At 71.2% G+C, this 20,492-nt stretch carries 20 protein-coding genes and 1 riboswitch; of the genes, 10 read left to right on the top strand and 10 right to left on the bottom strand.

Features of this window, described 5'->3' with window-relative positions; translation table 11 throughout:
- Positions 1–88: 88 nt before the first annotated feature.
- From J7E88_RS14755 to J7E88_RS14730, 6 genes are all read right to left on the bottom strand, one after another.
- Entirely contained in the window at positions 89–979 is an 891-nt protein-coding gene (locus J7E88_RS14755; RefSeq protein WP_215180963.1) for a hypothetical protein, read from the bottom strand.
- A gap of 51 nt (positions 980–1,030) precedes the next feature.
- Positions 1,031–1,948 (bottom strand): methylenetetrahydrofolate reductase [NAD(P)H], encoded by a 918-nt coding sequence (metF, locus tag J7E88_RS14750; RefSeq protein WP_215180961.1) that lies wholly within the window; start codon positions 1,946–1,948, stop codon positions 1,031–1,033.
- Between the two features lie 147 nt (positions 1,949–2,095).
- Complete coding sequence (thiE, locus tag J7E88_RS14745; RefSeq protein WP_215180959.1) at positions 2,096–2,746, bottom strand: thiamine phosphate synthase; 651 nt, start codon at positions 2,744–2,746, stop codon at positions 2,096–2,098.
- A gap of 103 nt (positions 2,747–2,849) precedes the next feature.
- The gene (locus J7E88_RS14740; protein ID WP_177152789.1) at positions 2,850–3,215 is read right to left on the bottom strand and encodes an Rv2175c family DNA-binding protein; all 366 of its coding nucleotides are present in this window, start codon (positions 3,213–3,215) and stop codon (positions 2,850–2,852) included.
- Between the two features lie 44 nt (positions 3,216–3,259).
- Positions 3,260–4,498 carry an FAD-dependent oxidoreductase gene (locus tag J7E88_RS14735; protein ID WP_215180957.1) on the bottom strand — a complete coding sequence of 413 codons (1,239 nt, stop codon included), beginning with the start codon at positions 4,496–4,498 and terminating at the stop codon, positions 3,260–3,262.
- Positions 4,499–4,507: 9 nt separating this feature from the next.
- Complete coding sequence (locus J7E88_RS14730) at positions 4,508–4,867, bottom strand: hypothetical protein (RefSeq protein WP_215180955.1); 360 nt, start codon at positions 4,865–4,867, stop codon at positions 4,508–4,510.
- Between the two features lie 84 nt (positions 4,868–4,951).
- Positions 4,952–5,064: riboswitch (TPP riboswitch) on the top strand.
- Between J7E88_RS14730 and thiO the strand changes: the two genes are divergently transcribed.
- The 6 genes from thiO to J7E88_RS14700 all read left to right on the top strand — a co-directional run bounded on the left by thiO (position 5,062) and on the right by J7E88_RS14700 (position 10,996).
- Positions 5,062–6,246: a glycine oxidase ThiO gene (gene thiO / locus J7E88_RS14725; protein WP_215180953.1), complete on the top strand. Its 1,185-nt coding sequence runs from the start codon at positions 5,062–5,064 to the stop codon at positions 6,244–6,246. (Overlaps the previous riboswitch by 3 nt.)
- Positions 6,243–6,443 (top strand): sulfur carrier protein ThiS, encoded by a 201-nt coding sequence (thiS, locus tag J7E88_RS14720; protein WP_215180951.1) that lies wholly within the window; start codon positions 6,243–6,245, stop codon positions 6,441–6,443. Before thiO ends, thiS begins: the two co-directional genes overlap by 4 nt.
- 5 nt (positions 6,444–6,448) lie before the next feature.
- Complete coding sequence (locus J7E88_RS14715; RefSeq protein ID WP_215180949.1) at positions 6,449–7,243, top strand: thiazole synthase; 795 nt, start codon at positions 6,449–6,451, stop codon at positions 7,241–7,243.
- A gap of 309 nt (positions 7,244–7,552) precedes the next feature.
- Positions 7,553–9,487 carry a Stk1 family PASTA domain-containing Ser/Thr kinase gene (gene pknB, locus J7E88_RS14710; protein WP_215180947.1) on the top strand — a complete coding sequence of 645 codons (1,935 nt, stop codon included), beginning with the start codon at positions 7,553–7,555 and terminating at the stop codon, positions 9,485–9,487.
- Positions 9,488–9,492: 5 nt separating this feature from the next.
- A complete protein-coding gene (locus J7E88_RS14705) occupies positions 9,493–10,371 on the top strand; it encodes a deoxyribonuclease IV (RefSeq protein ID WP_215180945.1) in 879 nt (292 codons plus the stop codon).
- Between the two features lie 85 nt (positions 10,372–10,456).
- Positions 10,457–10,996 carry a DUF4396 domain-containing protein gene (locus tag J7E88_RS14700; protein WP_215180943.1) on the top strand — a complete coding sequence of 180 codons (540 nt, stop codon included), beginning with the start codon at positions 10,457–10,459 and terminating at the stop codon, positions 10,994–10,996.
- Between the two features lie 36 nt (positions 10,997–11,032).
- Here the strand turns inward: J7E88_RS14700 and J7E88_RS14695 are convergent, their stop codons facing one another.
- Positions 11,033–11,665: a sulfite oxidase-like oxidoreductase gene (locus tag J7E88_RS14695; RefSeq protein WP_215180941.1), complete on the bottom strand. Its 633-nt coding sequence runs from the start codon at positions 11,663–11,665 to the stop codon at positions 11,033–11,035.
- A 153-nt stretch (positions 11,666–11,818) separates the two neighbouring features.
- On the opposite strand from J7E88_RS14695, the gene bfr reads away from it, so the two are divergent.
- Positions 11,819–12,298: a bacterioferritin gene (bfr, locus tag J7E88_RS14690; protein ID WP_215180939.1), complete on the top strand. Its 480-nt coding sequence runs from the start codon at positions 11,819–11,821 to the stop codon at positions 12,296–12,298.
- Positions 12,299–12,412: 114 nt separating this feature from the next.
- On the opposite strand, the gene J7E88_RS14685 is transcribed toward bfr, so the two are convergent.
- Entirely contained in the window at positions 12,413–12,670 is a 258-nt protein-coding gene (locus J7E88_RS14685; protein ID WP_215180937.1) for a bacterioferritin-associated ferredoxin, read from the bottom strand.
- Positions 12,671–12,836: 166 nt separating this feature from the next.
- On the bottom strand, positions 12,837–14,183 hold the full coding sequence (locus tag J7E88_RS14680) for a class II 3-deoxy-7-phosphoheptulonate synthase (protein WP_215181532.1): 1,347 nt from the start codon (positions 14,181–14,183) through the stop codon (positions 12,837–12,839).
- 182 nt (positions 14,184–14,365) lie between these two features.
- Here J7E88_RS14680 and J7E88_RS14675 point away from each other — a divergent pair, with 182 nt between their 5' ends.
- The 3 genes from J7E88_RS14675 to J7E88_RS14665 all read left to right on the top strand — a co-directional run bounded on the left by J7E88_RS14675 (position 14,366) and on the right by J7E88_RS14665 (position 19,353).
- On the top strand, positions 14,366–17,155 hold the full coding sequence (locus J7E88_RS14675) for an N-acetylmuramoyl-L-alanine amidase (protein WP_215180935.1): 2,790 nt from the start codon (positions 14,366–14,368) through the stop codon (positions 17,153–17,155).
- A gap of 91 nt (positions 17,156–17,246) precedes the next feature.
- Entirely contained in the window at positions 17,247–17,306 is a 60-nt protein-coding gene (locus J7E88_RS37420) for a trp operon leader peptide (protein ID WP_177152834.1), read from the top strand.
- Between the two features lie 97 nt (positions 17,307–17,403).
- The gene (locus J7E88_RS14665) at positions 17,404–19,353 is read left to right on the top strand and encodes an anthranilate synthase family protein (RefSeq protein WP_215180933.1); all 1,950 of its coding nucleotides are present in this window, start codon (positions 17,404–17,406) and stop codon (positions 19,351–19,353) included.
- A 57-nt stretch (positions 19,354–19,410) separates the two neighbouring features.
- On the opposite strand, the gene J7E88_RS14660 is transcribed toward J7E88_RS14665, so the two are convergent.
- Entirely contained in the window at positions 19,411–20,439 is a 1,029-nt protein-coding gene (locus tag J7E88_RS14660; protein WP_215180931.1) for a 6-phosphofructokinase, read from the bottom strand.
- Positions 20,440–20,492: the final 53 nt, after the last annotated feature.

The raw sequence follows: 20,492 nt of genomic DNA, 5'->3' as shown, positions 1-20,492 counted from the left end.
GTCCCCCGGCGGCAGGTCCTCACAGCATGTCCCGCCGACCGGTCCTCACCGCATGGCCGGCGAAGCCCCTCCGGCGGTCTTCGCCGCCTCAGTAGCGGTACTGCTGCTCGGTGTGGCCCGCTCCCGTGTCGTAGCCGTACGGTGTCGGCTCTTCCTGGGGCATCGGCGGGAACTGGTCGCCGTCGCGCTGCTGGGGGACCTGGGGGGCCCAGACGCCGCCCGGCGGGGTGTCGCCGTACTGCTGCGCGTACGGGTCGGCGTACTGCTGCGGGCCGCCGTAGGCGTCGTAGCTCCCGTACGAAGCCGCGTACTGCTGGCCGCCGGCGTACGGGTCCGCGTACGCCGCGTACTGCTGCTGGCCGGCGTCGTAGGCGTACTGGCTCTCGTGGCCCGGCTGCTGCGGCTGCCCGTAGTCGCCGTAGGCGTCGTACGCGCCGTAGCCGGTGTGGTCGGCGCCGTACTGCGCGTAGGCCTGGCTCTGCTCCTGGTCCGGCACCTGCTGCGATGCGTGTTGCGGCGCCGCGTACGCGTCGTCGGTGTAGATGCCGTACTGGCCTGTGTCGTCAGGCAGCGGCTGGGGCTCGTAGACCGCGGGGGCTTCGGGGCCGCGCCGTTCCGTGTCCGCGGGCGGCTCGTAGGACTCGTAGGAGAGCTCCGTGACCTCCAGCGTCGGCTCCCGTTCGGCGGCGGGCCCGGCTGACCTGCGGCGCCTGCTGACCCCCGGGCTGCCGCCCAGCGCCCAGCCCGTGGAGAAGCCGCGCCGGAAGGAGAGGGTGACGTACGTCTGGCCGACGGCGAACGCCGCGGTGCCGAGCGCGATCACCACGACGGAGGGCAGCAGCACGCCCACGACGACACCGAGGAACCCGGTGAAGGCGAGCACGCGCCAGCGCAGTCGGGCCTTGTACTGCAGCAGCACCTCACCGAGCAGCCACAGCGCGACGATGCCGAACGCGATGTAGAGGACCGTCCAGCCCATGCCCGCCCCTCTCCTGCGGCCGACGGCCAGGGTACTGGCGGGTGCGGCCGGTTACGACTGCTGGTGCAGTCCGAGATTCTCGTGGATTTCGAGCGTCGCAGTGGAGTTGTTGAGCGTGATGAAGTGCAGTCCCGGAACGTCCTCGGCAAGCAGCCTCGCGCAGAACTCCGTCGCGAACTCGATGCCAATGGAGCGTACAGCGGCCGGATCGTCCTTGACCGCGAGGATCCGGTTACGGAGTTCGCCGGGGAAGACCGCGGTGCTCAGCTGAGGCAGCCTCTCCAGCTGCTTCACGCTGGTCACGGGCATGACCTCGGGGATGATCGGGGTCTCACAGCCTGCCGCCCGGAGGCGGTCGCGGAGCCGGAAATAGTTCTCGGGCTCGAAGAACATCTGCGTGATCGCGTAGTCGGCGCCCGCCCGGCACTTGTCCGCGAAGTGCCGGATGTCCGAGTCCCAGTCGGTGGAGCGGGGGTGCATCTCGGGGAAGGCGGCAACGCCGACGCAGAAGTCGCCGGACTCCTTGATCAGCCTGACCAGGTCCGCGGCGTAGTCCACGCCGTCCGGGTGCCTGACCCACTCGCCCATCGGGTCGCCCGGCGGGTCGCCGCGCAGCGCGAGGATGTTACGGATGCCGGCGTCGGCGAACTGGCCGATCATATTGCGCAGTTCGGCGATCGAGTGGCCGACGGCGGTGAGGTGGGCGACCGGCGTGAGCGTGGAGTCGGCGGCGATCTTCTGGGTCGCCTTCACGGTGCCGGCACGGGTGGAGCCACCGGCACCGTAGGTGACGGAGACGAAAGCGGGCGCGACGGCCTCGACCCTGCGCAGCGCGTTCCAGAGGTTCCGCTCACCCTTGTCACTCTTGGGCGAGAAGAACTCGAAGGAATACGTCGTCTCGCCTGTCGCGAGCATGTCGCGCACGGTGCGTGCGCGATCCGTCCTGGTGGAAGCAGTGCCGAGGGCCATACGGGCAGGTTAGCCAGGCCGGGCGGGTCACCCAACCAGATCAGGGGAATTTGTTGCCTTTTGCCTGTCTCCTGTCCACGCCTTGGACACATGTGAGACACCTGGGGGCGGCCGGCGCACTCGGCGCCGGCGCCTCTGCGGGCCTGGTCAGGCGCTGCGCTCCCTGATCCGCTTCGCGAGATCGGCGGCGGCCGCGCCCGGATCACCGGCCTCCGTGATCGCCCGTACGACGACGATCCTGCGGGCTCCCGCGTCCAGCACCTCGTCCAGATTGGCCGCGTCGATGCCGCCGATCGCGAACCAGGGGCGGTCGCTCGCGAGCGCGGCCGCATGGCGCACCAGGCCCAGCCCCGGGGCGAAGCGGCCGGGCTTGGTCGGGGTGGGCCAGCAGGGGCCGGTGCAGAAGTAGTCGACGCCGGGCTCGGCGGCGGCCGCGTCCACCTCGGCCTCGGCATGCGTCGAGCGGCCGATGAGCACCTCGTCGCCGAGGACGGCCCGCGCGGCCGGGACGGGCAGGTCGCCCTGGCCCAGGTGCAGCACGTCCGAGCCGATGGCGTGAGCCACGTCCGCCCGGTCGTTGACGGCCAGGAGCTTGCCATGGCGCCGGCAGGCGTCGGCGAAGACCTGGAGGTGGTCCAGCTCCTCGCCGGCCTCCATGCCCTTGTCGCGCAGCTGGACGATGTCGACCCCGCCGGCGAGCGCCGCGTCCAGGAACTCTGCCAGGTCACCCTGGCTCTTCCGGGCGTCGGTGCACAGATAGAGCCGGGCGTCGCCGAGCTGTTCGCGAGCCGTGGACATGGTGCTTCCCCCCGAGGGATGGGTGATGGGCGCCGCGTGGTGCGGGCCGGGGCCGTGCGGCTCCCGCCCGCACCACGCGCTGCGATGGATCAGGGCACGGATGTCAGACGGCGAGCGCCTGCGCCCGGCGCTTCACCTCCGTGCCGCGATTCTCGCTCAGCGCCTGTGCCGGGGTGCCCGGCAGGGTCGGGTCCGGAGTGAACAACCACTCCAGCATTTCTTCGTCGGTGAAGCCGTCGTCCCGCAGGAGCGTCAGGGTCCCGGAGAGGCCCTTGACCACCTTGTTGCCGTCGATGAAGGCGGCAGGCACCTGCAGCGTCCTGTTCTCACCGCGGCGGACGGCGATCAGCTGGCCCTCCTTGACCAGCTGCCGCACGCGCGTCACCTCGACATCGAGCATTTCCGCGATGTCGGGCAGGTGGAGCCAGGCGGGGACGAGAGCATCGATTTTTGCGTCAATCTCGGTCACAGGAACAAGCCTGCCATCTGTGACTGACACTCGGTAGCCGACGCCTACGCCGTCGCGCCCTTCAGGGGGACGGACGGGTCGGCGGCACGGTCGGCGTCCAGGCGTGCGCCGGCCGCCACGAGCCGCCGGCCCTGGGCCAGGTCACGCGGCCGGTCGACGGCGAGCAGGGCGACGAGCACGCCCTCGCGCAGCCACAGCACCGTCCAGGCCCGATCCGTGGCCGGATCGCCCCGCCACACCAGCGTGTCGCCCGCCGGGTGGTGGCCCGCGTACTGCACGAAGCGGCCGAACTGCTCGGACCAGAAGTAGGGCACGGGGTCGTACACCTGCGGCTCGGGGCCGGTGCCCAGGACATTGGCGGCGACCGTGCGCGGCCCCTGGAGGGCGTTGTCCCAGTGGTGGACGAGCAGCCGCTCGCCGTAGCGGCCGGAGGGGTAGGAGGCGCAGTCCCCCACGGCGTACACATCGGGCGCGGAGGTGCGCAGATGGTGGTCGGCGACGACGGCGCCGTCCGGGCCGAGCTCGATGCCGCTGCCGGCGAGCGCGGCGGTCGCGGGCCGGGCCCCGATGCCGACGACGACGGCGCCGGCCGCGAGCCTGCGCCCCGATCCCGCCAGCACGACCGCGCCCGGCTCGACGGCGGCCACGCGCGCGCCCGTGAGCAGCTCGGCGCCCGCCTCGGCGTACCAGTCGGCCATGGACGCCGCGACCTCGGCGGGCATGGACCCGGCCAGCGGCCGGTCGGCGGCCTCGACGACGGTCACCGCGCAGCCCGCCTCGCGCGCGGCGGTCGCGAATTCCGCGCCGATCCAGCCCGCTCCGACGACCACGATGTCGTGCTGCCGCGCGAGCACGGGCCGCAGCCGGTCCGCGTCGTCGAGCGTGCGCAGCAGATGGACGCCCGGGATGCCCGTCGTTCCGGGCAGGGTGACGGGTTCGGCCCCGGTGGCGAGGACGAGCGCGTCGTAGGGAACGGGGCCGGCCTCGGTGTCCACCTCGTGCGCCGCCGGGCGTACGCCGGTCACCTCGCAGCCGAGCCGCAGGTCGACGTCCAGCGCGTCGAAGTCGATGTCGAAGGCCGAGCCCTCGGCCGTGCCGAGGAGGATCGCCTTGGACAGCGGCGGCCGGTCGTACGGCTGGTGCGGTTCGGCGCCGATGAGGGTGACCGCTCCGGTGAAGCCCTGTTCGCGCAGGGCGACCGCGGTCTGCACGCCGGCCATCCCGGCGCCGACCACGACGACCCGCCGCCCGTCCCTCTCCTGGTGCTGCGTCTGCTCGCTCACCCGGCCACCCTAAGCTCCTGACGAACCGTCAGGGAGCAGCTGCTCGACCACACTGGTCCCGCTGCCCTCCTGCGACTCCCACTCCCAGGTCTCCTCCAGCCGCACCCGGCCGTCGGGCAGTTCGACGACGGTGGACCGGCAGTGGCCGCAGGAGGTCCCGCCGTCCGTCTTCAGCTGCACGTAGCGGAAGTCCAGCCGATCTCCCTCGCGGGTGCCCACGAGGTGGCCGCGGACCACGTCACCGCCTTCGTACTCGGCCCAGATCCGCCCGTCCTCCTCGTGGTACAGGAACCGGGTGCGGGTACCGACCTGGCCCGGGGCCTGGTCGGCGACCGGCGCCAGCACCAGCCCGTCGAGCGATCTCGCCACTTCGGTCACCTCCTGCGCCCCCTGCGCCGGGGGGACGGCGGCTCCCTTACTGCACGCCTGGGCGTGGGGTTAGGGTGGCCACCGTAAGGCACTCGCGGGAGCCCGGACGCACCGGGCTGAGAGGGAGGCTGGCCGGCCTCCGACCGTACGAACCTGATCCGGGTCATGCCGGCGAAGGGAGGGGCTGGACGCCCATGTCTCGTACACCAGACGCACCCGACGTCCTCGTCGTCGGGGGCGGAATCATCGGCATGGTCACGGCCTGGCGCACCGCGCAGCGCGGACTGCGCGTCGCCGTCGCCGATCCCGAGCCCGGCGGCGGAGCGGCGCGGGTCGCGGCAGGCATGCTGGCCGCCGTCACCGAACTCCACTACGGCGAGCAGACGCTGCTCGGCCTCAACCTCGAATCGGCCCGGCGCTACCCGGTGTTCGCCGCCGAGCTGGAAGAGGCGAGCGGGCAGAAGGTCGGCTACCGCGCATGCGGCACCCTCGCCGTCGCCCTCGACGCCGACGACCGCGCGCACCTGCGGGACCTGCATGCTCTGCAACGCCGTTCGGGCCTCGAGTCCGAGTGGCTGACCGGTCGCGAATGCCGCCGCCTCGAGCCCCTGCTCGCGCCGGGCGTCCGCGGGGGCCTGCGTGTCGACGGGGACCACCAGGTCGATCCGCGGCGGCTGGCCGCCGCTCTGGTCGTCGCCTGTGAGCGGGCCGGTGTCGATTTCCGCCGCGCCTGGGCGGAGCGGCTGCTCGTCGTGCACGACCGCGCCGCCGGTGCGGTGCTGGCCGACGGCACCGAGGTGGCCGCGGACCAGGTGGTGCTGGCGGGCGGCAGCCTGAGCGGCCGGCTCGGCGGGGTCCCGGACGACGTCCTGCCTCCGGTGCGGCCGGTGAAGGGCCAGGTACTGCGACTGACGGTGCCGGGCCCGTACGCGCCGTTCCTGTCCCGCACGGTGCGGGCGGTGGTGCGCGGCAGCCATGTGTACCTGGTGCCGCGCGAGAACGGCGAACTGGTGGTCGGCGCGACCAGCGAGGAACAGGGCTGGGACACGACCGTCACCGCCGGCGGCGTCTACGAACTGCTGCGCGACGCGCACGAGCTGCTCCCCGGCATCACGGAACTGCCGCTCATCGAGACGCGCGCCGGACTGCGCCCCGGCTCCCCCGACAACGCGCCGATGCTCGGATTCACCGAGCTGCCGGGGCTGTTGCTGGCCACCGGCCACTACCGCAACGGGGTACTGCTCACACCGGTGACCGGTGATGTGCTCGCCGCCGCGCTCACCACGGGCGAACTGCCCGATGAGGCCCGCCCGTTCAGCCCTCGCCGGTTCTCCCCCGCAGGCGCGCGCGTACCCGTACGACAGGAGCAGCCCGCATGAACGTCTCCGTCAACGGCGAGGACCGCGAGCTTGCCGACAGCACCACCCTGGACGCGGTGGTGGCCGCGCTGACGACGGCCCCCTCGGGTGTGGCGGCCGCCGTCAACGAGTCCGTCGTCCCGCGCAGCCAGTGGGCGGGCACCCGGCTCGGCGAGGGTGACCGCGTCGAGATCCTCACCGCCGTGCAGGGAGGCTGAGCACCATGGCCGACGACCGTCTCACCATCGGCGGCACCCCATTCACCTCACGGCTGATCATGGGTACGGGCGGGGCGCCGAGCCTCGACGTGCTGGAGCGGTCGCTGCTCGCGAGCGGCACGGAGCTCACCACGGTCGCCATGCGCCGTCTCGATCCGACAGTGCAGGGGTCCGTCCTGTCCGTCCTGACCCGGCTGGGCATCCAGGTCCTGCCGAATACGGCCGGCTGCTTCACCGCGGGCGAGGCCGTGCTGACGGCACGGCTCGCGCGGGAGGCGCTGGGCACGGACTGGATCAAGCTGGAGGTCGTCGCCGACGAGCGCACGCTGCTGCCGGACGGGGTGGAACTGCTGGAGGCGGCCGAGACGCTGGTCGACGACGGCTTCACGGTCCTGCCGTACACCAACGACGACCCGGTGCTGGCGCGCAAGCTCCAGGACGTGGGCTGCGCGGCGATCATGCCGCTGGGCTCGCCGATCGGATCCGGTCTCGGCATTCGCAACCCGCACAACTTCCAGCTGATCGTCGAACAGGCGGGCGTGCCGGTGATCCTGGACGCGGGCGCGGGCACGGCCTCGGACGCGGCGCTGGCGATGGAGCTGGGGTGCGCGGCGGTGATGCTGGCATCGGCGGTGACGCGGGCGCAGGAGCCGGTGCTGATGGCCGAGGCGATGCGGCACGCGGTGGAGGCGGGGCGGCTGGCGTACCGGGCGGGCCGCATTCCGCGCCGCCACTTCGCGCAGGCGTCGTCGCCGGTGGAGGGGCGGGCGTCGCTGGACCCGGAACGCCCGGCGTTCTGATCCATCCCCAAACTGGGCTCCGCCCCGGACCCCGTACCTGTTTCCCCACGCCCGCAGGGCGCAGGGCCGGGCCCGGTCCCGGTGGGGCTTCCCCACGCCCGCAAGGCGCAGAGCCCCCGCTTATGGGAAGGCGCGGGGCGGGCCCGCCGTCGCCGGCGTCCCGGAGCGCGGCGACGGCGTGGTGCAGGGCCCCGGCAGCTCCAGGGGCGGAGACCCCGGGGGGTGCGTCCCCGCGTCCCCTGTCACAGCTCCGCTGCAGCCCAGCCCCGGCCCGTAAAGCCGGCTCCCCGTGGCTCGTAGAATCGGCCCGTGGACACGACCCTCAAAGACCCCCTCGTCGGGCAGGTGCTCGACGGCCGCTATCGCGTCGACGCGCGTATCGCCGTCGGCGGCATGGCCACGGTCTACCGGGCCGTCGACACTCGGCTCGACCGGGTGCTCGCCCTGAAGGTGATGCATCCGGGGCTCGCCGCCGACGCGACGTTCGTGGAGCGGTTCATCCGCGAGGCCAAGTCCGTCGCCCGGCTGGCGCATCCCAATGTCGTCGGTGTCTTCGACCAGGGCGCCGAGGGCGCGTACGTGTACCTGGCGATGGAGTACGTCGCCGGGTGCACCCTGCGTGACGTCCTGCGCGAGCGCGGCGCGCTCCGGCCGCGGGCCGCGCTCGACATCCTGGAGCCCGTGCTCGCCGCGCTCGGCGCCGCGCACCGGGCGGGTTTCGTGCACCGGGACATGAAGCCGGAGAACGTGCTGATAGGGGACGACGGCCGGGTCAAGGTCGCCGACTTCGGCCTCGTGCGCGCGGTCGGCTCGGTCACCAACACCTCCGGCACCGTGCTGGGCACCGTCTCGTATCTCGCGCCCGAGCAGATCGAGTACGGCACGGCCGATACCCGCGCCGATGTGTACGCGTGCGGTGTCGTGCTGTACGAGATGCTCACCGGCGGGAAACCGCATTCCGGCGACACCCCCGCCCAGGTTCTCTACCGGCATCTGAACGACGACGTCCCCGCCCCCTCCGCGCTGGTGCCCGGACTCGCCGTCGAGCTCGACGAGCTCGTGGCGAGCGCCACCGCCCGCAATCCCGACATCCGCCCGCACGACGCCGTGGCCCTCCTGGCGCAGGCCCGCGAGGCACGTGCCGCGCTCGGTGACGAGCAGCTGGACGCGATGCCCCCGCAGGCACGGGCCGAGGCCGGCCCCGTGAGCACCGCCGCGGACGACGACGACCGTACGGACGTGATCCCCCGCGCGCTGCCCGCCGAAGAGGCCGAGGTCCACCACACCGCACGGCTGACGATGCCGCCGCCCGTCTCGCAGCCGCCGCAGCGGCGCGCGACCGCGCGGGGCCCGCTCGCCCGCCGCGGTGTGCTCGCCCTGGTGCTCGCGGTCATCGCGGTCCTCGGCGTCGGGGCGGGCGTGTGGTACATCAACTCGGGCCAGTTCACCCGTGTCCCGGCCGTCATCGGCAAGTCCGAGAAGGACGCGCGCCGGCAGCTCGACCAGGCCGGTCTGGACGTCAGGAAGGTCCGCCACGACTTCAGCGAGACCGTCCCCCGGGGATCGGTGATCAACAGTGATCCCGCCACGGGCGAGCGCATCCGCGGCAACGGATCGGTGACGCTGATCGTCTCGCGAGGCCCGCGGATCGTGAAGGTCCCCCAGCTCGTCGGCAAGCCGCTCGCCGAGGCGGAGCGGAAGCTGCGCAAGGCGGGGCTGGCGCCGGGCGTGGTGACGAGGCGGTTCGACGAGAGCGTCGCGCAGGGTGCGGTGATCGGCAGCGACCCCGAGCCGGGCAGCAGCCGCAGCCCCGACAGCGCGGTCTCGCTGGTGGTCAGCAAGGGCGCGCCGATCGAGGTTCCGGACGTCACCGGTGATGCCGTGGCGGACGCGACCGCCGAGCTCGAAGAGGCCGGCCTGAAGGTGAAGGTGGCCGCCCAGCGGATCAACGCGCCGCAGGAGGCCGGCTCGGTGGCCCGGCAGTCGGCGCCCGAGGGCACGAAGCTGGCCGCCGGTGACACCGTCACGCTCACGGTGTCCAAGGGGCCGCGGATGGTCGAGGTGCCCGATGTGGTGGGCGACAACGTCGACGACGCCACCGCGGAGCTCCAGGCGGCGGGCTTCGCGGTGGACGTGGAGAAGAGCTTCCCGTTCCTCGGCGAGACGGTCGAGAGCCAGTCCGTCGCGGGCGGCGACGAAGCTGCGGAGGGCAGCACGATCACCATCAAGATCAAGGGACTGTAGTGCTGATGCGCAACCCCGTCGGCGGCCACATCCCCGTGGCCGGCGGCCTCGCCACCACCGGGCTGCCCTACGCGCGGGAGCTGGAGGCCGAGGCCGTGCAGGTCTTCGTCGCCAATCCGCGGGGCTGGGCCACACCCGCCGGGAACCCGGCACAGGACGAGAGGTTCCGGGCGGAGTGCGCCGCGGACGGGATGTCGGCATGGGTGCACGCCCCGTATCTGATCAACTTCGGCTCGCACACCGAGGCCACCGTCGAACGGTCGGTGATCTCGCTGCGCCACTCGCTGCGCCGGGCCCGTCGGATCGGTGCCCGGGGTGTCGTGGTGCACACGGGTTCGGCGACTGGGGGCACCTCCCGTGCCGGAGGCCACGGGGGAGGACGCAGCCGTGAGGTGGCCCTGGCGCAGGTGCGGGAGCGGATGCTGCCGCTGCTGGACGAGCTGACGCACGAGGACGACCCATATCTGCTGCTGGAGTCCACGGCCGGCCAGGGCTCGTCGCTCTGCTACCGGACGTGGGACTTCGGGCCGTACTTCGAGGCGCTCGACGCGCACCCCAAGCTCGGCGTCTGCCTGGACACCTGTCACATCTTCGCGGCGGGCCACGATCTTGCCGCGCCGGACGGCGTGGCGCGGACGCTGGACGAGCTGGTGGCGACCGTAGGGCCGGGGCGGCTGAAGCTGATCCACGCCAATGATTCGAAAGATGTGGTGGGGGCGCACAAGGACCGTCACGCGAACATCGGCGCGGGACACATCGGCGAGGAGCCGTTCCGCGAGCTCATGTCCCATCCCGCGACCGAAGGCGTGCCGCTGATCATCGAGACGCCGGGCGGCAAGGAGGGACATACGGCGGATGTGGCGCTGCTGAAGAAACTTCGCTGAGTTTCCCTCATTGAGGGAATACCCCATGGGGGTATACGGTTCCTGCTGTCGGCAGGAACCGCTACCTGACGTTGGGGGCATCGCCATGCAGCACGAAGCGCACACACAGCACACGGGGCACGACCACACGAGCCACGACCACGCGGCCCACGTCCACGCCCACGGGCATCAAGCCCACAGCGGCGGCAAGGTCAGCTGGTCGATGGCGGCCAAGGCGACCCTGCACTGCCTCACCGGCTGCGCCATCGGCGAGGTCCTCGGCATGATCATCGGTACGGCCCTGGGCTGGGGCACCGCCCCGACCATGGCGCTGGCCATCGCCCTGGCCTTCTTCTTCGGCTACTCGCTCACCCTGTGGGCGGTCCTGCGCGCCGGAGTGGGCCTGAAGGCCGCGATCGGCGTGGCACTCGCCGCCGACACGCTGTCCATCACCGTCATGGAGATCGTCGACAACGGCGTTCTGCTGATGGTGCCCGGCGCGATGGACGCCCATCTGGCGGACGGGCTGTTCTGGGGCGCGCTCGCCTTCGCCTTCCTGATCGCCTTCCTGATCACCACTCCCGTGAACAAGTGGATGATCGGCCGCGGCAAGGGCCACGCGGTGGTCCACCAGTACCACCACTGACACCGCCGCCCCGACGCCTCAAGACGGCCCTGAGCCTCAGAACTCCGGGCCGTCTCCCGGCTCCTCCTGGTAGGAGTAACGCTGCTCCCTCCAGGGGTCGCCGACGTTGTGATAGCCGCGCTCCTCCCAGAAGCCGCGGCGGTCGGCCGTCATGTACTCGACACCCCGGACCCACTTGGGGCCCTTCCAGGCGTACAGGTGCGGCACCACGAGCCGCAACGGGAAACCGTGCTCGGCGGTGAGCAGCTCACCGTCCTTGTGGGTGGCGAAGATCGTGCGCTCGGCCACGAAGTCGGACAGCCGCAGATTCGCGCTGAAGCCGTACTCGGCCCAGACCATGACATGGGTGACAGCGGGCGCCGGCGGCGCGAGCTCCACGACCGTACGGGCGGGCACACCACCCCATTCGGCCGCCAGCATGCTGAACTTCGTGACGCAGTGCAGATCACCGACGACGGTCGAGAACGGCAGCGCCGAGAACTCCTCGTGGTTCCAGCAGTGCTTGTCGCCGTCCGCGGTGGCGCCGAAGACCCTGAACTCCCAGCGGTCCGGCTTGAACTTGGGGACGGGACCGTAGTGGGTGACCGGCCAGCCGCGCTGCAGTCGCTGTCCCGGCGGAAGCTCCGACTCCTCTGGTGCGCGGTATTCCCGGCTCTCCGGCTGACCCATGCCTTCCATGGTGACAGACAGGGAAGGGTGGTCATGACCAGGTCTGGCCTGATTCGGGCAACTCCTACTAAGGAGGCACTTACTGGACGCTCCTTCGCCGCGATGCAAGGATGCGCCCACCTGCCAGTCATACGCGTGGAAGGAGCCTCTGCGATGCAGGGCGACCCCGAGGTCATCGAGTTCCTCAATGAGCAGCTGACTGCCGAATTGACCGCGATCAACCAGTACTTCCTGCACGCGAAGATGCAGGAGAACTTCGGCTGGACGAAGCTCGCCAAGTACACCCGGGCCGAGTCCTTCGACGAGATGAAGCACGCCGAGGTACTCACCGACCGCATCCTCTTCCTGGAGGGCCTGCCGAACTACCAGCGCCTGTTCCATGTGCGGATCGGGCAGTCGGTGCAGGAGATGTTCCAGGCCGACCGGCAGATCGAGGTGGAGGCGATCGACCGCCTCAGGCGGGGCATCGAGGTGATGCGTGCCAAGGGCGACATCACTTCGGCGAACATCTTCGAGTCGATCCTCGCGGACGAGGAGCACCACATCGACTACCTCGACACGCAGCTGGAGCTGGTGGAGAAGCTCGGTGAGGCGCTGTACATCGCGCAGCTGATCGAGCAGCCGGAGGGCTGAGCGCGGCGCTCACCGGACCGGGCGAGGTTCCAGCGGCTCCGGTGATCGTCCAGCGCGGGATCGCGCGAGGCTCAGGCGGTCTGGGTCGAGCGCGGGATCGCGGGAGCGCGAGGCTCAGGCGGCCTCGTCGAGCGCGGGACGGGCGCCGGGGGCCCCATCGGCGGCCAGGACGGCGGTGCTGTCGCCGTTCTCCAGCAGCTCGCGGCGGGGGCACGCCCCACGGCCGAGCAGACCCTGGATGCGGCGCACGCACGAACCGCAGTCCGTGCCGGCCTTCGACACCGACGCTATCTGGCGGGGGGTGCAGGCACCGGCCTCCGCGTGTTCCTTGACCTGCTTCTCCGTGATGCCGAAGCATGAGCAGACGTACACGCGGTTCACCTCCCGGGAGATCGAGCGGGATCGATAAGTGGCGCCGCCCCGATTACTCGGTGAGGCTAACCTAACCTTACCCGCCGCCCACGGGACGCAAAAGCCCGGAATACGACCGTGGGGCGCGGATCACATCGATCCGCGCCCCACCGTCGTCGAGCCGTCACTACTGGTCGCGGTACATCTCCGCCACCAGGAACGCCAGATCCAGGGACTGGCTGCGGTTCAGCCGGGGGTCGCAGGCCGTCTCGTAGCGCTGGTGCAGATCGTCGACGAAGATCTCGTCGCCGCCGCCCACGCACTCGGTGACGTCGTCACCGGTGAGCTCGACATGGATGCCGCCCGGGTGGGTGCCGAGCGCCTTGTGGACCTCGAAGAAGCCCTTGACCTCGTCCAGCACGTCGTCGAAGCGGCGGGTCTTGTGGCCGGAGGCCGCCTCGAAGGTGTTGCCGTGCATCGGGTCGGTCACCCAGGCCACGGTCGCGCCCGACGCGGTCACCTTCTCGACCAGCTCGGGGAGCTTGTCGCGGACCTTGTCGGCGCCCATGCGGACGATGAACGTCAGCCGGCCCGGCTCGCGCTCGGGGTCGAGCTTGTCGACGTACTGCAGGGCCTCGTCGACGGTCGTCGTCGGGCCGAGCTTGATGCCGATCGGGTTGCGGATCCGGGACGCGAACTCGACGTGCGCGCCGTCCAGCTGCCGGGTGCGCTCACCGATCCAGACCATGTGGCCCGAGGTGTCGTAGAGCTGTCCGGAGCGCGAGTCCACCCGCGTCAGCGCCGACTCGTAGTCCAGCAGCAGCGCCTCGTGGGAGGCGTAGAACTCGACCGTGCGGAACTCCGCCGGGTCGGTGCCGCACGCCTTCATGAAGTTCAGCGCGTTGTCGATCTCGCGGGCGAGCTGCTCGTAGCGCTGACCGGACGGGGACGACTTCACGAAGTCCTGGTTCCAGGCGTGCACCTGGCGCAGGTCGGCGTAACCGCCGGTGGTGAAGGCGCGCACCAGGTTGAGCGTGGAGGCGGACGCGTTGTACATCCGCTTCAGGCGCTCGGGGTCCGGGATGCGGGCCTCTTCGGTGAAGTCGAAGCCGTTGACGGAGTCGCCCCGGTAGGTGGGGAGCGTGACACCGTCGCGGGTCTCGGTCGGCTTGGAGCGGGGCTTGGAGTACTGCCCGGCGATCCGGCCGACCTTGACGACCGGCACGGAGGCCGCGTACGTCAGCACGGCGCCCATCTGGAGCAGCGTCTTGAGCTTGTTGCGGATGTGGTCGGCGGACACGGCGTCGAAGGCCTCGGCGCAGTCGCCGCCCTGGAGCAGGAACGCCTCGCCCTTGGCGACGGCTCCCATCCGGGCGCGCAGCTGGTCGCACTCGCCCGCGAAGACGAGCGGCGGATACGACTCGAGGTCCGCGATCACATCGCGCAGAGCCTCGGCATCGGGGTACTCGGGCTGCTGCGCCGCGGGCAGGTTTCGCCAGGTGTTGCCACCGGTGGCGGTGGTCTTAGCGTTCACGGTCACGCCGTCAACAGTACGTGGTCGGGAGCGCTGTCCATGTCGGCGCTCAGCAGGTGAGACGACCCCGGACCATCGTTGTCATGCACCGGTGCTAGCCTCAAGCGCTTGCGACCCGGCGGGGAGCCGCGGTCGCCATCACTTCCGAGCCTGCAGGGGTGGGCCTTGAACTGGGGTGGGGCGTGAATCCGAGACATCGGAGAAATCGTAAGAAGAGATCGATCCTGTACGGGGTCGCCGCTGCCGTCGTGGCGTCCGCCGTCGCCGGCACGGTCGCTGTCGCATCGCCGGATCTGCTGGGCGGGGACAGCGAGACCGCGGCCGTGGCACCGGGGGCTCGGCTCCAGGCGGAGTTCGAGAAGGCCGCGGACGAGTTCGACGTTCCCCAGAGCGTGCTGATGGCGGTCTCGTACCGGCAGACGCGCTGGGAGTCGCACCGCGGCGAGCCGAGCGTCACCGGCGCGTACAACGTCATGGGGCTGACCAGCGTGCAGCCGGAGGACGTCGAGCAGCACGAGGACAAGGAGCGCCTGGCGCACCTGAACGCGAGCGGCAACCCGGAGATCGAGAAGACCTTCGACGCCGCCAAGGCGCTGGAGGCCCTGCCGGAGGAAACGGTCGACACCGACGACCCGAGGCTGCACACCCTGGACGAGGCCGCCGAGCTGATCGACAGCTCCGAGGAGTCCGTGAAGGCGGATGCCGGGACGAGCATCCGCGCGGGCGCCGCGCTCCTCGCCGAGTACCAGAAGGAGGCCACGGGCGAGCTGCCCGACGAGGCCGACGAGTGGTACGCGGCGGTGGCGCGCTACAGCCAGTCGCCGGACCGCAAGGGCGCCGACCTGTTCGCCAAGCGTGTCTTCGAGTCGATCCGCACCGGCGAGAGCCGCCTGACCGCCGACGGCCAGCAGCTCACGCTGCCTGCCGACCCGTCCGCCAACCCGGTCAAGCCGTCGAAGCTGCCGCTGGCGACGACCGTGAGCACGACGGCGACTCCGACGCCCGAGTGCCCGGCCGGCCTGAACTGCAACTACATCCCTGCCGAGGTCCCGAGCACCGGCCAGCGCAACTACACGCTGGCGAGCCGCCCGGCGAACGGCTTCGACGTCCGCCGGATCGTCGTCCACGACACCGAGGGCAGCTACGCCGGCACCATCAGCGCCTTCCAGAGCGAAACGGCGAGGGGCAGCGCGCACTACCTGATCCGTGCCTCCGACGGTCTGGTAACCCAGATGGTCGAGAACAAGAACGTGGCCTGGCACGCGGGCAACTGGACCGCGAACATGCACGACATCGGCATCGAGCACGAGGGCTACGCCATCAAGGCGGGCAGCTGGTACACCGAGCCCCAGTACGAGTCGTCCGCGGCCCTGGTGAAGTTCCTGGCGGCCAAGTACGGCGTCCCGCTCGACCGTGAGCACATCATCGGCCACGACGAGGTACCGGGACAGCTGGACGCCAAGGTCGCCGGCATGCACTGGGACGCCGGTCCGTACTGGGACTGGAACCACTACATGTCGCTGATGGGCGCACCCACCGGTGCCGGCGGCGCGGGCGGCCCGCTCAAGGCCGGTCAGCTGGTGCGCGTGGTGCCGCCGTTCACCACGGCGAACCAGCCCACGCTGACCTACGGCGGTGCGTCCAAGCCCGTCGACCCCCGCCCGTCGAACTTCCTCTACCTCTACACCTCGCCGTCCACCTCCTCGACGACGCTGACCGACCCCTACTTCCCCACGTACCTGTGGTCCGAAGGACCCAACTGGGGGAACAAGGTCGTCGCCGGCGGCACCTACGTCGTCGCCGAGGCGCAGAACGACTGGACCGCGATCTGGTACGCCGGGAAGAAGGCGTGGTTCCGCAACCCCGGCGGCCAGTACACGGCGCCTGTCACCGGTGGAACGCTCGTGAAGCCCGTGACCGGAGCCAAGCTGTACGGGCGCTCCTTCCCGGAGGCATCGGCCTACACCGGCACCGGTCAGGCGGCCCCGACGGACAACCCCAACTACCTCTCCAAGTACACGGTCGCGACCGGTCAGGCGTACGCGAAGGCCGGCGACGCGGTCCTGGGTGACGACTACTTCGGTTCCTCGCAGGTCCGGGTCGTCGGCAAGACGGATGTCTACATCCCGATCCGCTACAACCACCGCCTGGCCTGGGTGAAGTCGACCGAGGTCACCGAGGCCACGCCCACGGCTCCGGACGCCGGCACCACCCGGTTCAACATCCTCGGGCGTGACTCCGGCGGCAACCTGTACCAGTACCAGGGCACCGGCAGCGCCTCGGCGCCGTTCTACTCCCGTTACCGAGTGGGCGGCGGCTGGCAGCAGTTCAACGCCATCACCAACCTCGACACCCTGCGTGCCGACGGCACCGGCGACATGGTGGCCCGCGACTCCTCCGGCACGCTCTGGTACTACCGGGGCAGCGGCAACAAGAGCGCTCCGTTCCTGACGAAGCTCAAGGTCGGGACGGGCTGGGGGCAGTTCAACCTGCTCGTCGGAACCGGTGACCTGACCGGCGACGGCAAGGCCGACATGATCGCCCGCCAGAGCTCGACCGGCAGCCTGTACCTGTACCGGGGCACGGGCGACCCGGTGGTGCCGTTCCTGACGAAGCTCAAGGTCGGCGACGGCTGGGGCAAGTTCAACACCCTGGTCGGCACGGGCGACCTGAATGCCGACGGCAAGAAGGACATCGTCGCGCGCGACGGCGCCGGTGCGCTGTACCTGTACAAGGGCACGGGCAGCGCGACGGCCCCGTTCGCCGCGCGTACGAAGATCGGCGACGGCTGGGGCCGGTTCAACACCCTCGCCGGCACCGGGGACCTCACCGGCGACGGCAAGGCCGACATGATCGCCCGCGAGTCGGCGGGCGCCCTGTACCTGTACAAGGGCACGGGCGACCCGGCCGCCCCGTTCGCCGCGCGTACGAAGATCGGCGACGGCTGGCAGATCTACAACCTGCTGATCTGACCGGCCGCAGGCACTCCGCCCGCGGCGCAGCGGCCGTCCTCATCGTGGGACGTGCCGCAGCGCCGCGGGCGGATGCGTTAGGGTCGGCGGCATGTTCGCGCAGCAGATCCAGAACTGGTGGTGGACCGCACATCGGCGGCCCACCTCCTGATCGCGCGCAGCACCGGATCATCAAGGCCGCCCGAGGGGCGGCCTTCGGTGTTCTCGCCACCAGCGGCCGTTCCTCTCCCACCGGAAGGAACATCCGCATGAACGACAGCCTCGTCAGCCGGCTCCTGGACGACGACTGCCCTCCGTTCGCCCTGCTGCACCGGCGCACACCCGGCCGTGACCACGGCACCGTCGAGTTGCTGATCGGGGACGTGCACCACGCCGAACGCCTCGCCGACCTCCCCGTGGGCGAGCGTCCCGCGCTGGCGCTCGTCCCGTTCCGCCAGATCGCCGAGCGCGGCTTCGACGTCCGCGACGACGGGACGCCGCTCGCCGTGCTGGTCGCCGACGAGAGCCACGAGCTGGCGCTGGACGACGTCCTCGCGCAGCTCCCCCGGCGCGCCGTACGGGTCGAGGGCGGTGCGTTCGACGTCGGCGACGAGGAGTACGCGGACATCGTGCGCCGGGTGATCGAGGAGGAGATCGGGCAGGGCGAGGGAGCGAACTTCGTCATCCGCCGCACCTTCACCGGCCGCATCCCCGGCTTCTCGCGCACCGACGCACTGGCCCTGTTCCGGCGGCTGCTGGCCGGCGAGCGGGGCGCGTACTGGACCTTCGTCGTCCACACGGGCACGAGGACCCTGGTGGGTGCGAGCCCCGAGGTGCATGTGCGGATGAGCGGCGGGACGGTCGTGATGAATCCGATCAGCGGGACGTTCCGCTATCCGCCCGAGGGCCCGAGTGCCGAGGCGCTGCTCGGCTTCCTCGACGACCGCAAGGAGCGCGAGGAGCTGTCGATGGTCGTCGACGAGGAGCTGAAGATGATGTGCACCGTCGGCGACATGGGCGGTGTGGTGGTGGGTCCGCGGCTCAAGGAGATGGCTCATCTCGCGCACACCGAATACGAGTTGCGGGGACGCTCCTCCCTCGATGTGCGCGAGGTGCTCAAGGAGACCATGTTCGCGGCGACGGTCACGGGCTCGCCGGTGCAGAACGCGTGCCGGGTCATCGAGCGCCATGAGCCCGTCGGGCGGGACGGTACCGGCCGCGGTTACTACGCGGGCGCGCTGGCCCTGATCGGCCTGGACGGCGCCGGCGCGCAGACGCTCGACTCGCCGATCCTGATCCGCACCGCCGACATCGACGCGACAGGGGCGCTGCGCGTCCCTGTCGGGGCCACGCTGGTACGGCACTCGGACCCGCTGGGCGAGGTGGCCGAGACGCACGCCAAGGCGGCGGCCGTGCTGGCGGCCCTCGGGGTGCGGCCTGGGCGCTCAAAGGGGCCGGCGGTGCGGCCCCGGCTCGCCGACGATCCTCGCGTACGGGCGGCGCTGGACGCCCGGCGCGCGGACCTGGCGCCGTTCTGGCTGCGGATGCAGGAGAGGTCCGCGCGGCTGTCCGGCCATGCCCTGGTGGTCGACGGCGAGGACACGTTCACCTCGATGCTCGCCCACCTGCTGCGCTCGTCGGGCCTGGAGGTGTCGGTGCACCGGTACGACGAGCCTGGGCTGCGGGAGCGGGTGCTCGGGCATCAGGGGCCGGTGGTGCTGGGGCCCGGCCCGGGTGATCCCGCCGACGCGACCGACGAGAAGATGCGGCTGCTGCGCGGGCTCGCCGCCGATCTGCTGCGCGAGCACCGGCACGGGCCCGCCCGCCACCCGACCACCACCCCTCATCGAGGCCCTTCGGGCCGCACCTTCCTGTTGGGGGTGTGTCTGGGGCACGAACTGATGGCGGCCGAACTCGGCCTGGACATCGTCCGCAAGGACGAGCCGTACCAGGGCGCCCAGGAGCGGATCGACTTCTTCGGGCGCCCGGAGACGGTCGGCTTCTACAACAGCTTCACCGCACGCTGCGACGCGGATGGCGCGGCGCTGCTCGCCGACCGCGCCGTGGAGGTCGCCCGGGACACGGCCACCGGGGACGTGCACGCGCTGCGCGGTCCGCGGTTCGCCTCCGTGCAGTTCCACCCGGAGTCGGTCCTGACCCTCGACGGCGCGGCGCTCGTGGCCGAACTGCTCGCGGCGGTTCCGGCCCACCGGCCTTGAGCGGCCGGCGGCGCTGCGGGGACACGGTCGTCCTCGCAGCGCCCGTTCCGGCGGTGCTCAGCCGAAGAAGACGCCGATCTCCTTGTACAGCGCGGGGTCGACCGTCTTGAGCCTCGCGGTGGCATCGGCGATGGGCACGCGCACGATGTCGGTGCCGCGCAGCGCGACCATCTTTCCGTAGTCGCCGTCCCGCACCGCGTCGATCGCGTGCAGACCGAACCGGGTGGCGAGCCAGCGGTCGAAGGCGCTCGGGGTGCCGCCGCGCTGGACGTGACCGAGGACCGTGGTACGGGCCTCCTTGCCCGTACGGCTCTCGATCTCCTTCGCCAGCCACTCCCCGACTCCGGAGAGCCGGACATGGCCGAAGGAGTCGAGCGAGCCGTCCTTGAGGACCGCGTCGCCGTCCTTGGGCATGGCGCCCTCGGCGACGACCACGATGGGGGCGTAGCTGGCCCGGAAGCGCGAGGTCACCCAGGCGCAGACCTGGTCGACGTCGAAGCGCTGCTCGGGGATGAGGATGACGTTCGCCCCGCCGGCGAGACCCGAGTGCAGGGCGATCCACCCCGCGTGACGGCCCATCACCTCGACGACCAGGACGCGCATATGGGACTCGGCCGTGGTGTGCAGCCGGTCGATGGCCTCGGTGGCGATGCCGACGGCGGTGTCGAAGCCGAAGGTGTAGTCGGTGGCGGACAGGTCGTTGTCGATGGTCTTGGGCACGCCGACGCACTTGACGCCGTACTCCTCGTACAGCCGTGCCGCCACGCCGAGGGTGTCCTCGCCGCCGATCGCGACGAGCGCGTCCACCTCGTGCTTGGCGAGGTTCTCCTTGATGCGGCGGATGCCGCTCTCTTCCTTGAGGGGGTTGGTGCGCGAAGAGCCGAGGATGGTGCCGCCGCGGGGCAGGATGCCCCGGACGGCGGGGATGTCGAGGGGGATGTGGTCGTCGTCGAGCGGTCCGCGCCAGCCGTCGCGGTAGCCGACGAACTCGTACGCGTACTCCTGGACGCCCTTGCGGACGAGGCCGCGGATGACCGCGTTGAGGCCGGGGCAGTCGCCGCCCCCGGTCAGTACTCCGACGCGCATGGAACTTCCCTTCGCCTGGGGTGGACCCTAGGACCGTCACGCTAATGGTGATC

Origin of the sequence: Streptomyces sp. ISL-10, assembly GCF_018614575.1 — a bacterium.
Classification (GTDB): domain Bacteria; phylum Actinomycetota; class Actinomycetes; order Streptomycetales; family Streptomycetaceae; genus Streptomyces.
The sequence above is the reverse complement of the archived record's forward strand: the minus strand, read 5'-3'. Positions and strand labels throughout refer to the sequence as shown.